The 14,457-nt window shown below is 52.7% G+C and carries 12 protein-coding genes; all 12 read left to right on the plus strand.

The window, feature by feature from the left end; all coding sequences use genetic code 11:
* Positions 1-48 precede the first annotated feature (48 nt).
* The 12 genes from cpsG (at position 49) to ACHH0Z_RS01805 (ending at position 14,420) form a co-directional block, all read left to right on the plus strand.
* Positions 49-1,419 (plus strand): colanic acid biosynthesis phosphomannomutase CpsG, encoded by a 1,371-nt coding sequence (gene cpsG, locus ACHH0Z_RS01750; RefSeq protein ID WP_032622651.1) that lies wholly within the window; start codon positions 49-51, stop codon positions 1,417-1,419.
* Between the two features lie 46 nt (positions 1,420-1,465).
* On the plus strand, positions 1,466-2,860 hold the full coding sequence (gene wcaJ, locus ACHH0Z_RS01755; protein ID WP_008499429.1) for an undecaprenyl-phosphate glucose phosphotransferase: 1,395 nt from the start codon (positions 1,466-1,468) through the stop codon (positions 2,858-2,860).
* Position 2,861: 1 nt separating this feature from the next.
* On the plus strand, positions 2,862-4,340 hold the full coding sequence (wzxC, locus tag ACHH0Z_RS01760; protein WP_032646471.1) for a colanic acid undecaprenyl disphosphate flippase WzxC: 1,479 nt from the start codon (positions 2,862-2,864) through the stop codon (positions 4,338-4,340).
* A gap of 17 nt (positions 4,341-4,357) precedes the next feature.
* On the plus strand, positions 4,358-5,638 hold the full coding sequence (wcaK, locus tag ACHH0Z_RS01765) for a colanic acid biosynthesis pyruvyl transferase WcaK (RefSeq protein ID WP_045407602.1): 1,281 nt from the start codon (positions 4,358-4,360) through the stop codon (positions 5,636-5,638).
* Positions 5,635-6,855, plus strand: a complete 1,221-nt coding sequence (gene wcaL / locus ACHH0Z_RS01770) for a colanic acid biosynthesis glycosyltransferase WcaL (RefSeq protein ID WP_023344505.1) — start codon at positions 5,635-5,637, stop codon at positions 6,853-6,855. Before wcaK ends, wcaL begins: the two co-directional genes overlap by 4 nt.
* A gap of 12 nt (positions 6,856-6,867) precedes the next feature.
* Positions 6,868-8,259: a colanic acid biosynthesis protein WcaM gene (gene wcaM / locus ACHH0Z_RS01775; RefSeq protein WP_045407600.1), complete on the plus strand. Its 1,392-nt coding sequence runs from the start codon at positions 6,868-6,870 to the stop codon at positions 8,257-8,259.
* 176 nt (positions 8,260-8,435) lie between these two features.
* Positions 8,436-9,332: a GalU regulator GalF gene (gene galF / locus ACHH0Z_RS01780; RefSeq protein WP_032652665.1), complete on the plus strand. Its 897-nt coding sequence runs from the start codon at positions 8,436-8,438 to the stop codon at positions 9,330-9,332.
* A 354-nt stretch (positions 9,333-9,686) separates the two neighbouring features.
* Positions 9,687-10,769, plus strand: coding sequence for a dTDP-glucose 4,6-dehydratase (gene rfbB / locus ACHH0Z_RS01785; protein WP_044596698.1), 1,083 nt, complete (start codon positions 9,687-9,689; stop codon positions 10,767-10,769).
* A gap of 2 nt (positions 10,770-10,771) precedes the next feature.
* Positions 10,772-11,671 (plus strand): dTDP-4-dehydrorhamnose reductase, encoded by a 900-nt coding sequence (rfbD, locus tag ACHH0Z_RS01790; protein ID WP_032652661.1) that lies wholly within the window; start codon positions 10,772-10,774, stop codon positions 11,669-11,671.
* Positions 11,672-11,721: 50 nt separating this feature from the next.
* Positions 11,722-12,600 (plus strand): glucose-1-phosphate thymidylyltransferase RfbA, encoded by an 879-nt coding sequence (gene rfbA, locus ACHH0Z_RS01795; RefSeq protein ID WP_032655542.1) that lies wholly within the window; start codon positions 11,722-11,724, stop codon positions 12,598-12,600.
* Between the two features lie 3 nt (positions 12,601-12,603).
* A complete protein-coding gene (gene rfbC, locus ACHH0Z_RS01800) occupies positions 12,604-13,161 on the plus strand; it encodes a dTDP-4-dehydrorhamnose 3,5-epimerase (RefSeq protein ID WP_032652659.1) in 558 nt (185 codons plus the stop codon).
* Positions 13,158-14,420, plus strand: coding sequence for a flippase (locus tag ACHH0Z_RS01805; RefSeq protein ID WP_044596697.1), 1,263 nt, complete (start codon positions 13,158-13,160; stop codon positions 14,418-14,420). The genes rfbC and ACHH0Z_RS01805 overlap by 4 nt, the downstream gene beginning before the upstream one ends.
* Positions 14,421-14,457: the final 37 nt, after the last annotated feature.

Genomic DNA, 14,457 nt, shown 5'->3' on the forward strand with positions numbered 1-14,457 from the left:
TGGCCATTTAGTGGTCAGGACCGACTGTTGCCTGAAAAAGGGGTCATCATGGATAAATTAACCTGTTTTAAAGCCTACGATATTCGCGGCAAGCTGGGCGAAGAGCTGAATGAAGACATTGCGTGGCGCATTGGCCGCGCGTACGGCGAATACTTAAAACCGCAGACCATCGTGCTGGGCGGTGACGTGCGTCTGACCAGCGAATCCCTCAAGCTGGCGCTGGCGAAAGGGCTGCAGGACGCGGGCGTAGACGTGCTGGACATCGGCCTGTCCGGAACCGAAGAGATTTACTTTGCCACCTTCCACCTGGGCGTGGACGGCGGTATTGAAGTGACGGCCAGCCACAATCCGATGGATTACAACGGCATGAAGCTGGTGCGCAAGGGCGCCCGTCCTATCAGCGGCGACACCGGCCTGCGCGACGTGCAGCGTCTGGCGGAAGCCAACGATTTCCCGCCGGTGAACGAGGCGAAGCGCGGCAGCTACAAAAAAATCAACCTGCAGAAAGAGTACATCGACCACCTGCTGGGCTACATCAACGTGGCAAACCTGAAGCCGCTGAAGCTGGTGATTAACTCCGGCAACGGCGCGGCTGGCCCGGTGGTCGATGCCCTTGAAGCGCGCTTTAAAGCACTGAACGTGCCGGTGACCTTCGTCAAAGTGCACAACACCCCGGACGGCAACTTCCCGAACGGCATTCCTAACCCGCTGCTGCCGGAGTGCCGTGACGACACCCGCAACGCGGTGATTGAACACGGCGCGGACATGGGTATCGCCTTTGACGGCGATTTTGACCGCTGCTTCCTGTTCGACGAGAAAGGGCAGTTCATCGAGGGCTACTACATTGTCGGCCTGCTGGCGGAAGCGTTCCTCGAGAAAAACCCTGGCGCGAAGATCATTCATGACCCGCGCCTCTCCTGGAACACCGTCGACGTGGTTTCTGCCGCAGGCGGCACGCCGGTGATGTCCAAAACCGGTCACGCCTTCATCAAAGAGCGCATGCGCGAAGAAGACGCCATCTACGGCGGCGAGATGAGCGCCCACCACTACTTCCGTGACTTTGCCTACTGCGACAGCGGGATGATCCCGTGGCTGCTGGTGACTGAACTGCTGTGCCTGAAGGGGAAAACCTTGGGCGAGCTGGTGCGCGACCGTATGGCGGCGTTCCCGGCGAGCGGAGAGATCAACAGCAAGCTGGCACAGCCTGCCGAGGCGATTGCCCGCGTGGAGCAGCACTTTGCCATCCACGCGCTGGAAATTGACCGTACCGACGGCATCAGCATGGCGTTCCCGCAGTGGCGCTTTAACCTGCGCTCGTCCAATACCGAGCCGGTGGTGCGCCTGAACGTGGAGTCCCGCGCTGACACCGCGCTCATGGAAGCCCGAACGAAGGACATTCTGGCGCTGTTGAATCAGTAATAACTGCCCCTCCCGGTGGGAGGGGGAACCGAATACAGGAACAACGATGACGAATCTAAAAAAACGCGAACGAGCGAGAACGAATGCATCGTTAATCTCTATGGTGCAGCGTTTTTCTGATATCACCATCATGGTCGGTGGATTGTGGGCGGTGTGTCGGATCAGCGGGCTGCCGTTCTTATATATGCATCTGCTGATGGCCCTGATTGCGCTGGTCGTGTTTCAAATGATCGGCGGTATGACCGATTTCTACCGCTCGTGGCGCGGCGTCAAAATGACCACTGAACTGATGCTGCTGCTGCAGAACTGGACCCTGAGCCTGATCTTCAGCGCAGGCCTGGTGGCATTTAGCCATGATTTTGATAATCGCCTCGTGACCTATCTGAGCTGGTATCTGTTGACCAGCGTCGGCATGGTGGTGTGCCGTTCCCTGATCCGCTTTGGCGCGGGTTGGCTGCGCAACCGGGGCTATAACCGTCGCTTCGTGGCGGTGGCAGGCGATCTGCCGGTTGGGAAAGTGCTGCTCGACAGCTTCCGCAAAGAGCCATGGTTAGGCTTTGAAGTGGTCGGGATTTATCACGACGCAAAGCCTGGCGGCGTGCCTGCCGACTGGGCGGGCAACTACGATCAGCTGATTGACGATGCCAAAGCCGGCAAAATTCACAACGTCTACATCGCCATGCAGATGAAAGACGAATCCCGCATTAAGCAGCTGATGCGCGAGCTGGCGGATACCACCTGTTCAGTGATCCTGATCCCGGATGTGTTTACCTTCAACATTCTTCACTCCCGTATTGAAGAGGTGAACGGGGTGCCGGTCGTACCGCTGTACGACACGCCGCTGTCCGGTATTAACCGCGTGCTGAAGCGTCTGGAAGATATCGTGCTCTCTTCGCTGATTTTGCTGCTCATCTCCCCGGTGCTGTGCTGCATTGCCCTCGCGGTGAAGCTGAGCTCGCCAGGACCGGTTATCTTCCGTCAGACCCGCTACGGCATGGACGGTAAGCCGATTATGGTGTGGAAATTCCGCTCCATGAAGGTGATGGAGAACGACAAGGTGGTGACCCAGGCCACGCAGAACGATCCGCGCGTCACCCGCGTGGGGAACTTCCTGCGCCGCACCTCGCTGGACGAGCTGCCGCAGTTTATCAACGTCTTTACCGGCGGGATGTCGATTGTTGGCCCGCGTCCGCACGCGGTGGCGCACAACGAGCAGTACCGCTCGCTGATTGAAGGCTACATGCTGCGCCATAAGGTGAAGCCGGGCATCACCGGCTGGGCGCAAATCAACGGCTGGCGCGGCGAAACCGACACGCTGGAAAAAATGGAAAAACGCATCGAGTTCGATCTGGAGTACATCCGCGAGTGGAGCCTCTGGTTCGATATCAAGATTGTTTTTCTGACCATTTTCAAAGGTTTCGTGAACAAAGCGGCGTACTAAGATGAGCTTACGTGAAAAAACCATCAGCGGCGCCAAGTGGTCAGCGATGGCGACCATCGTCATCATTGGCCTCGGCCTGGTGCAGATGACGGTGCTGGCGCGCATTATCGATAATCACCAGTTCGGCCTGCTGACCGTCTCGCTGGTGATCATTGCGCTGGCCGATACGCTGTCTGACTTTGGTATCGCCAACTCGATTATCCAGCGCAAAGAGATCAGCCATCTTGAGCTGACCACGCTCTACTGGCTGAACGTGGGGCTGGGGATTTTCGTGTTTGTGCTGGTGTTCCTGCTGAGCGATACCATCGCCAGCGTGCTGCACAACCCGGATCTCGCCCCGCTGATGCGTACGCTGTCGTTTGCGTTCGTGGTGATCCCCCATGGGCAGCAGTTCCGCGCGCTGATGCAGAAAGAGCTGGAGTTCAATAAGATCGGCATGATCGAGACCAGCGCCGTGCTGGCGGGCTTTACCTTTACCGTCGTGAGCGCCCATTTCTGGCCGCTGGCGATGACCGCCATCCTCGGTTACCTGGTGAACTCTGCCGTGCGCACGCTGCTGTTCGGCTACTTTGGGCGTAAAATTTACCGCCCGGGACTGCATTTCTCTCTTGCGTCCGTCTCGTCCAACCTGCGCTTTGGCGCGTGGCTGACGGCGGACAGCATTATCAACTACGTGAACACCAATCTTTCGACGCTGGTGCTGGCACGTATTCTCGGCGCGAGCGTGGCGGGGGGCTACAACCTGGCCTACAACGTCGCGGTGGTGCCGCCGATGAAGCTGAACCCAATAATCACCCGCGTGCTGTTCCCGGCGTTTGCCAAGATTCAGGACGACACCGAAAAGCTGCGCGTTAATTTCTACAAGCTGCTTTCGGTGGTGGGGATTATCAACTTCCCGGTGCTGCTGGGGCTGATGGTGGTATCCAGCAACTTCGTGCCGCTGGTGTTTGGCGAGAAGTGGAACGGTATTATCCCGATCCTTCAGCTGCTGTGCGTGGTAGGGCTGCTGCGCTCCGTGGGGAACCCGATTGGGTCCCTGTTGATGGCTAAAGCGCGCGTGGACATCAGCTTTAAATTCAACGTATTCAAAACCTTCCTGTTTATTCCGGCAATTATCGTCGGCGGACACATGGCGGGCGCCATTGGCGTGACGCTGGGCTTCCTACTGGTGCAGATCGTCAATACCGTCCTGAGCTACTTCATCATGATTAAACCGGTGCTGGGCTCCAGCTACCGTCAGTACATCCTGAGCCTGTGGCTGCCGTTCTATCTCTCATTGCCGACCCTGGCGGTGAGCTACGGTCTGGGTGCGATCCTCAGCGGCCATCTGCCGCTGGCCGCGCTGCTGGCGGTGCAGGTTGCCGCGGGGGCGCTGGCCTTCGTCGTGATGATCGTACTTTCTCGCAATGCGCTGGTCGTTGAGATGAAGCGCCAGTTTTGCCGTAACGAAAAAATGAAAACGCTGCTTCGCGCAGGCTAGTTCTTTAAGAGGCCATTATGAAATTATTAATTCTTGGCAACCATACCTGCGGCAACCGTGGCGACAGCGCCATCCTGCGCGGTTTACTGGATGCGATTAACACCCTTAAGCCTGAGACCGAAGTGGACGTGATGAGCCGTTATCCGGTCAGCTCATCCTGGTTACTGAACCGCCCGGTGATGGGCGACCCGCTTTATAGCCAGATGAAACAGCACAACAACGCCGCGGGCGTGATGGGCCGCGTGAAAAAAGTGCTGCGTCGTCGCTACCAGCATCAGGTGCTGCTTTCCCGGGTGACCGATACCGGCAAGCTGCGCAACATCGCCATCGCGCAGGGCTTCACTGACTTTGTTCGTCTGCTGTCCGGCTATGACGCCATTATCCAGGTCGGCGGTTCATTCTTCGTCGATCTCTACGGCGTGCCGCAGTTTGAGCATGCGCTCTGCACGTTCATGGCGAAAAAGCCGCTATTTATGATTGGCCACAGCGTGGGGCCTTTCCAGGATCCGCAGTTTAACCAGCTCGCAAACTATGTCTTCGGCCACTGCGACGCGCTGATCCTGCGCGAGTCGGTCAGCCTTGAGATGATGAAGCGCAGCGAGATTGACACGTCAAAAGTTGAGCACGGCGTGGATACCGCCTGGCTGGTGGATCACCAGGACGACAGCTTCCAGCCGAGCTATGCGGTGCAGCACTGGCTCGACGTGGCGGCGAAACAGAAAACCGTCGCGATTACCCTGCGCGAGCTGGCGCCCTTCGATAAACGTTTAGGCACGACGCAGGCGGCGTATGAGCAAGCGTTCGCCGACGTGGTGAACCGCGTGCTGGACAGCGGGTACCAGGTGCTGGCGCTGTCCACCTGTACCGGTATCGACAGCTACAACAAAGATGACCGCATGGTGGCGCTGAACCTGCGCAACCTGGTCAATGACCCGTCACGTTATCACGTGGTGATGGATGAACTGAACGACCTGGAGATGGGCAAGCTGCTCTCCGCCTGCGACCTGACATTGGGCACCCGTCTGCACTCGGCCATTATCTCCATGAACTTTGGCACGCCGGCCATTGCCATTAACTATGAGCACAAGTCCGCCGGGATTATGCAGCAGCTCGGTATGCCGGAAATGGCGGTGGATATTCGTCACCTGCTGGACGGATCGCTCGGCGCCATGGTGGGGGACACGCTTGGCCAACTGCCTGCTATCAATGAACGTCTGGCGGTGGCGGTGAAAGCCGAGCGCGAGAAGGGCATTGGAATGGTGAAATCGGTACTCGATCGCGTACGGGAGGGGAAATGAAGGTTGGTTTCTTCTTACTGAAATTTCCACTGTCGTCCGAAACGTTTGTTCTGAACCAAATCACCGCGTTTATCGATATGGGATATGACGTGGAGATTATCGCCCTGCAAAAGGGCGATACCCAAAATACCCATGCGGCGTATACCCAGTATGGGCTGGAGGCAAAAACCCGCTGGCTGCAGGATGAGCCGTCCGGGAAGCTGAGTAAGTTGCGCCACCGCGCCAGCCAGACCTTACGTGGGATCCATCGCGCGTCGACGTGGCGGGCGCTGAATGTCTCCCGCTATGGATCAGAATCACGCAATCTGATCCTGTCGGCCATCTGCGGGCAAACGGCGCAGCCGTATCGTGCCGACGTGTTTATCGCCCACTTTGGCCCGGCAGGCGTCACCGCCGCGAAGCTGCGCGAACTGGGCGTAATTGACGGTAAAATTGCGACCATTTTCCACGGTATCGACATCTCCAGCCGCGAAGTGCTGAACCACTACACGCCGGAATACCAGCAGCTTTTCCGGCGTGGCGACATGATGCTGCCGATCAGCGAACTGTGGGCCGGACGCCTGAAAAACATGGGCTGCCCGGGAGAGAAAATTGCCGTTTCGCGCATGGGCGTGGATTTAACGCGCTTTACCCGCCGTCCGGTGAAAGTGCCGGGCAAGCCGCTGCAGATCATCTCCGTCGCGCGTCTGACCGAGAAGAAAGGGCTGCATGTGGCGATTGAAGCCTGCCGCCAGCTGAAAGCGCGTGGGGTGGATTTCCACTACCGCATTCTCGGGATTGGGCCGTGGGAGCGTCGTCTGCGCACGCTGATCGAACAGTATCAGCTGGAAGATGTCGTAGAGATGCCGGGCTTCAAGCCGAGCCACGAGGTCAAGGCCATGCTCGATGAGGCAGATGTATTTCTGCTGCCTTCCGTCACGGGGGCAGATGGCGATATGGAAGGCATTCCGGTGGCGCTGATGGAGGCAATGGCCGTCGGGATACCTGTGGTCTCGACCATTCACAGCGGGATCCCGGAGCTGATTAAGTCTGACCATTCCGGCTGGCTGGTGCCGGAGAATAACGCCATGGCGCTCGCCGATCGGTTAGCTGCCTTCAGCGATATCGACCAGCAGGCGCTGGAGCCCGTGCTCCATAATGCCCGACAAAAAGTTGAAGCCGATTTTAACCAGCAGGTGATTAACCGTCAGTTAGCCAGCCTGCTGCAAACGTTGTAACGCCGAGGATGTATGCTGAAAAAGATTACCCGACGCACCTTTGTCTCGTCTCTGTCCGTTCTGGCGGCTACGCCGCTGCTGTCGTCCCGCATTGCGCGGGCGGCGAGCGGAAGAACGGTCTCTGTTAATCAGTACAATAACAACGACTGGATCGCGGCCTTTAAGCAGGCGTTTAATGACGGGGACACGGTCGTTGTCCCTGCCGGGCTGACCTGTGAAAACATCAACACGGGTATTTTCATTCCCGACGGTAAAACGCTGCTGATCCGCGGGGCGTTAACCGGCAATGGCCGCGGCCGCTTTGTGCTGCAGGAGGGCAGCAGAGTGATAGGCGAAGGCGCTGGCCGCACGGAGAACATTACGCTCGACGTTCGCGGCTCTAACTGCGTCATCAAAGGGCTGGCCATGAGCGGTTTTGGCCCTGTGACGCAAATCTACATCGGCGGTAAGAAACCGAGCGTGATGCGCAATCTGGTGATTGATAACATCAGCGTGAGTCAGGCCAACTACGCCATCCTGCGCCAGGGGTTCCATAACCAGGTGGACGGCGCCCGCATCACCAACAGCAAATTTAGCCATCTGCAGGGCGATGCGATCGAATGGAACGTCGCCATCAACGATCGCAATATCCTGATCTCCGACCATGTCATCGACAACATCAACTGCACTAACGGCAAGATCAACTGGGGCATCGGCATTGGCCTTGCCGGGAGCACCTACGACAACGACTACCCGGAAAAGCAAACCGTTAAGAACTTCGTGGTGGCCAACATCACCGGCAGCAACTGTCGCCAGCTGGTGCACGTGGAAAACGGGAAACACTTTGTTATCCGCAATATTAAGGCCAAAAATATTACTCCCGACTTCAGTAAAAAGGCGGGAATAGACAACGCCACGGTGGCGATTTATGGCTGTGATAATTTCATTATTGATAATGTCGATATGGTCAACAGCGCGGGAATGTTAATCGGCTATGGGGTCATAAAAGGCGATTATTTGTCCATCCCGCAGAACTTCAAGCTCAATAATATTCATCTCGATAACCGCCAGCTCGCCTATAAATTGCGCGGAATACAGATTTCATCCGGTAATGCGACGTCGTTTGTGGCGATTACCAATGTGGAAATGCAGCGCGCAACGCTGGAACTGCACAACAAGCCGCAGCATCTTTTTTTACGTAATATCAATGTGATGCAGGAAGCCGTCGTGGGTCCTGCCCTGAAGATCAACTTCGATCTGCGCAAAGATGTACGAGGTAAATTTATGGCGAAAGACGAGACGCTGCTTTCGCTGGCGAACATCAAAGCTGTGAACGAGAAGGGGCAAAGCTCGGTGGATATTGACCGGGTCGACCAGCAGGTGGTGAATGTGGAAAGACTGAACTTTGCGCTGCCGCACAGATAATCGACAATAATCTGTTTTAAGACGATTCCTGGCATATAAGCGCGATCGAATCAGATTACAACTACAGAAATATGTGATGCTAAGGCGTAACATTGCTTCAGGATTACGGCAAATCATGCTGGCGAAAACAGGTTTAAGAGCTATAATTCGTCAACCATTTTAAGGTGGAAGAAATAATGATTAATTTGAAAGCAGTCATTCCGGTAGCAGGCCTGGGCATGCATATGCTGCCCGCCACAAAAGCCATTCCTAAAGAGATGCTGCCGATCGTCGACAAGCCAATGATTCAGTACATTGTCGACGAGATTGTTGCTGCAGGGATCAAAGAAATCGTCCTGGTTACGCACTCATCCAAGAATGCGGTAGAAAACCACTTCGACACCTCTTACGAACTCGAAGCGTTGCTTGAGCAGCGCGTTAAGCGTCAGCTGCTGGCGGAAGTGCAGTCTATTTGTCCGCCGGGCGTGACCATCATGAACGTGCGTCAGGCGCAGCCGCTGGGTCTGGGACACTCTATTCTTTGTGCCCGTCCGGTGGTGGGTGATAACCCGTTCATCGTTGTGCTGCCGGATATCATTATTGATAACGCGTCCGCCGATCCGCTGCGATACAACCTGGCGGCAATGGTGGCACGTTTCAACGAAACGGGCCGCAGCCAGGTGCTGGCGAAGCGCATGAAAGGCGACCTCTCCGAGTACTCCGTAATTCAGACGAAAGAAGCGCTGGAAACTGAAGGGCAGGTGAGCCGCATCGTTGAGTTCATCGAAAAACCGGATCAGCCGCAGACGCTGGATTCTGACCTGATGGCGGTGGGTCGCTATGTTCTGAATGCGGATATCTGGGCCGAGCTGGAAAAAACCGAGCCAGGCGCCTGGGATCGTATCCAGCTCACCGATGCGATTGCCGAGCTGGCGAAGAAGCAGTCTGTCGATGCGATGCTGATGACCGGTGAGAGCTATGACTGCGGTAAGAAAATGGGTTATATGCAGGCGTTCGTGAACTATGGACTGCGCAACCTGAAGGAAGGGGCGAAGTTCAGAAACAGGATTGAGAAATTGCTGGCTAACGACTGATATTTCAGTCTCGACCTGAACAAACGGCAGTCATTATTTTGGTGTGTTGATCTCTAACCAAAATGATGACTGCCGTTTTTTGTTATAAATTAAAGGATTACATAGAGTTATCTGATTTAAATCTGGACCGCTTTGTAGCGATTTGTGCTTGTTTCTGAGGTCGTTTAGGACGACAATTAACGCCAGTTTTTTGTCTGTATCCAGACAAGAAAAATCATTTAATCAAACATCGCTCAGTGCACTGGTAGCTGTTAAGCCAGGGGCGGTAGCGTGCTCATTTTCTGAAACTGGTTATAAATTCTCAGTTTTCAGAGCGCCAGTATCCAGACATATACACTAGACGGAACAGTTAACGTGAAAATTCTTGTGACGGGCGGGGCCGGCTTTATCGGCTCAGCGGTTGTACGACATATTATTAAAAATACCCAGGACGACGTCGTCAACGTGGACAAGCTGACCTATGCCGGCAACCTTGAGTCGCTTAGTGAAGTCAGCGATAGCGACCGCTATTTTTTTGAGCATGCGGATATTTGCGATAAAGACGCCATGGATCGCATGTTCGCAAAGCATAAGCCTGATGCGGTGATGCACCTGGCCGCTGAAAGTCACGTCGATCGTTCCATTACCGGACCGGCAGCGTTTATTGAAACCAATATCGTCGGCACTTATGTGCTGCTGGAAGCCGCTCGTGCGTACTGGTCAACGTTGGATGAGCAGGCGAAGAAAGCGTTTCGTTTCCATCACATCTCTACCGACGAAGTGTATGGTGATTTACCGCATCCGGATGAGCACCCTGCGTCAACTGAGCTGCCACTCTTTACTGAGACCACGGCTTATGCGCCCAGCAGTCCGTATTCAGCATCAAAAGCCTCCAGCGATCATCTGGTTCGTGCCTGGCTGCGTACCTACGGTTTCCCGACTATTGTCACTAACTGTTCTAATAACTACGGACCGTACCATTTCCCGGAAAAACTGATCCCGCTGGTTATCCTGAATGCACTGGACGGTAAAGCTCTGCCTATTTACGGCAAGGGTGACCAGATTCGTGACTGGCTTTATGTAGAAGATCATGCTCGCGCACTCTATACCGTTGTCACTCAGGGGGAACCGGGTGAAACGTACAATATAGGTGGCCATAACGAGAAGCAGAACCTGGATGTGGTCCATACGATTTGCGATCTGCTGGATGAGATTGTGCCAAAAGAGGGGTCTTATCGCGATCAGATTACGTATGTGGCTGACCGTCCAGGTCATGACCGTCGCTATGCGATTGATGCGCATAAAATTGGCGTTGAACTGGGCTGGAAGCCTGAAGAGACATTCGAAAGCGGCATTCGTAAAACGGTGGAATGGTATTTGAGCAATCAGAATTGGGTTAACAACGTGAAAAGTGGTGCTTATAAAAGTTGGATCGAGCAGAACTACGGGGAACGTTAATAATGAATATTCTTCTGTTCGGTAAAACAGGGCAGGTGGGGTGGGAACTCCAGCGTGCGCTTGCTCCACTGGGTAACTTGATAGCGGTCGATGTGCATTCTAAGGAGTATTGCGGAGACTTTAGCAACCCTGAAGGAATCGCGGAAACGGTTCGTACAATTAAACCTGACGTTATCGTTAATGCCGCAGCGCATACGGCCGTTGATAAGGCTGAGTCAGAGCCAGATTTTGCCAGACTGCTCAACGCAACTAGCGTTGAAGCAATAGCCAAAGAAGCCGCCAAAATAGACGCATGGGTTGTTCATTACTCAACTGACTATGTATTCCCCGGTGACGGTGAAAAGCCTTGGCATGAAACAGACTTGACTGCTCCGCTGAATGTGTACGGTGAGACAAAGCTTGAAGGTGAAAAGGCATTGCAGGCGCATTGTCCTAAGCATCTTATTTTCCGTACCAGTTGGGTATATGCTGGGAAGGGCAATAATTTTGCTAAAACGATGTTGAAGCTCGCAAAAGAGCGTCAGGAACTCTCCGTAATCAACGATCAAGTTGGTGCCCCAACCGGCGCTGAGTTGTTAGCAGACTGCACAGCGCATGCTATTCGTGTCGCAATGATAAAGCCTGAAGTTGCTGGCCTCTACCATCTGGTCGCGTCAAATACGACAACCTGGTATGATTATGCGGCACTGGTCTTTGATGAGGCCAGAAAAGCAGATATTGAGTTGGCTATTGAAAAGCTTAATGCTGTTCCAACGTCGGCTTATCCAACTCCTGCACGTCGACCGCATAATTCACGCTTGAACACAGAGAAGTTTCAGACGAATTTTGGTCTTGTACTTCCTTCCTGGGATATTGGCGTAAAACGGATGCTTACCGAGCTTTTTTCGGCACAATCAATTTAATGAGATAAATGCTCTTATATGGGCATTTGGTTTTTTATAGAGAAAAAATGATGGCTACGCGTAAAGGTATTATTCTTGCCGGTGGTTCTGGCACTCGTCTGTACCCTGTGACCATGGCGGTGAGTAAACAATTACTGCCTATTTATGACAAACCAATGATTTATTATCCACTCTCAACACTCATGCTGGCAGGGATAAAAGATATTCTTATTATCAGCACTCCACAAGATACACCACGTTTTGAACAATTGCTTGGGGATGGCAGCCAGTGGGGGCTGAATCTACAATATAAAGTACAGCCTAGTCCAGATGGCCTGGCGCAGGCGTTTATCATCGGTGAAGAGTTTATCGGCGAAGACAGTTGCGCTTTGGTATTGGGTGACAATATCTTCTACGGACATGACCTGCCGAAGCAACTTGAAGCCGCAGTAAATAAAGACGAAGGTGCTACAGTCTTTGCCTATCATGTTAACGATCCTGAGCGCTATGGCGTGGTGGAGTTTGATAAGAGCGGCACCGCAATTAGTCTGGAAGAAAAACCTTTAGAGCCTAAGAGTAACTATGCCGTTACCGGACTCTACTTCTATGATAATGATGTAGTAGAAATAGCGAAAAGCCTGAAGCCATCAGCACGTGGTGAGCTGGAAATTACCGATATTAATCGTATTTACCTGGAACAAGGGCGCCTGTCTGTTGCGATGATGGGGCGTGGGTATGCCTGGCTTGATACAGGAACTCATCAAAGTCTGATCGAAGCAAGTAACTTTATCTCGACAATAGAAGAACGTCAGGGACTCAAGGTATCCTGTCCGGAAGAGATCGCTTTCCGTAAAGGCTTTATTAATTCTGATCAGGTTAAAAAACTGGCGGCACCGCTCGCTAAAAATGCTTATGGTCAGTACCTGCTAAAAATGATTAAAGGTTACTAAGCAATGAACGTGATTAAAACCGCTATTCCTGACGTGCTGATTTTTGAACCGAAGGTATTTGGCGACGATCGTGGCTTCTTTTACGAAAGTTTTAACCATCGTGTTTTTGAAGAGACAGTAGGCCGCCAGGTAGAGTTTGTCCAGGATAATCATTCGAAATCCAGTAAAGGGGTTCTACGCGGACTGCACTATCAGTTGGCTCCGCACGCGCAGGGTAAGCTGGTTCGTTGTATTATAGGCGAAGTCTTTGATATTGCAGTAGATATCCGTAAATCGTCAACAACCTTCGGTCAGTGGATAGGAGTAAATCTCTCTGCTGAAAACAAACGCCAGCTCTGGATCCCAGAAGGTTTTGCACACGGTTTTCTGGTGCTGAGCGAGACGGCGGAGTTTGTCTACAAGACCACGGACTATTACCAGCCGCAGTTGGAGCGCGCCGTAAGCTACAACGATCCGCAACTCAACATTCAGTGGCCGTTTAATGTCAATCTCAAGCTCTCGCCCAAGGACGAAGCCGCTCCACAGCTGAATTCTATTCCGGTGAATGAGCTTTTTATATGAGCATAATTAAGAATAGCATCTGGAACTTGGTGGGATACGTAATCCCGTCGCTTGTCGCTATACCCGCTCTGGGCTATATGGCACACAAACTAGGGCCTGAACTTTTTGGTATCTACACCATCGCAATCGCGGTGGTAGGATATGCAGGCATTTTCGATATGGGATTGACTCGCGCAATTACCCGGGAAATTGCTATTTATCGAAATAACAGCACTGAACGGAAAAAAATCATTGCCAGCGCTACCGTATTCCTATTGGCGCTAAGTACGCTAGGAGGATGTCTGGTACTGATCTTCTCTGCTTCTATAGTGCATTTTCTCAACATAACAGCTGCTGATTTTGTCGATATCAACAACTCCTTTAAGTTACTGGCACTGACAATCCCGATATTTTTACTGAATCAGCTATGGATAGCCATTCTTGAGGGCGATGAAAAGTTTAAAGCAGTTAATATTCAAAAGTCATTTAGCAGCACATTCATTGCTGGAATGCCTGCGCTATTTGTCATCTTTGATGGAACGCTTCTCTCAGCGATAGCAGGGCTGCTTATTTCTCGCATCATTTCGTTGCTGATAGCCTTTCTGCTGGTACGTAACGAAATAGTTCAGTCAGGAATGCGCCTCGACCTCGTCACTTTTAAACGGCTAATTTTTTTTGGCGGCTGGATCACGGTCAGTAACATTATCAGTCCAGCGATGGTCTATTTTGATCGTTTTATCATTTCAAATATGTTGGGCGCCAGGCATGTTGCTTACTACTCTGGACCTTCGGAAGCCATTGCCCGTTTGGGGATCTTGCCTGCCGCAGTAGGCAGGGCAATCTTCCCAAAATTAAGCTGCGCGGGACATAAAGATGAATTAAAAAGGAATATGACAGTCTCCTGGCTACTGATGTTTGCCGTCTGCGCGCCGGTAGTGATTATCGGAATAGTATTTGCAGAAAACATTTTACATCTGTGGTTAGGCACAAGCTACGCGGCACATTCAAAGAATATTTTGATTATCTTACTGGTAGGTTTCTTGTTTAACGCGCTTGCTCAGGTTCCCTTTACGGCAATCCAGTCTGCAGGTAAAGCTAAAATTACTGCTTTGCTCCACTGTGTTGAGATTATACCCTACTTTGTAATGCTCTATTTTTTTGTACAGCATTATGGGCTGATTGGTGTTGCATTTGCCTGGAGTATTAGGGTCATCGTGGACTGGATAATTCTGACGATTATTAGCCAAAGCTTGCTGAAACGACAACTGTGCACAATTTAATTCTAAACGTAAAAACTGGCAATGCTGCCGCTGGATT

Source organism: Enterobacter cloacae complex sp. 2024EL-00227 (assembly GCF_043945315.1).
GTDB classification, from domain to species: Bacteria; Pseudomonadota; Gammaproteobacteria; order Enterobacterales; family Enterobacteriaceae; genus Enterobacter; species Enterobacter roggenkampii.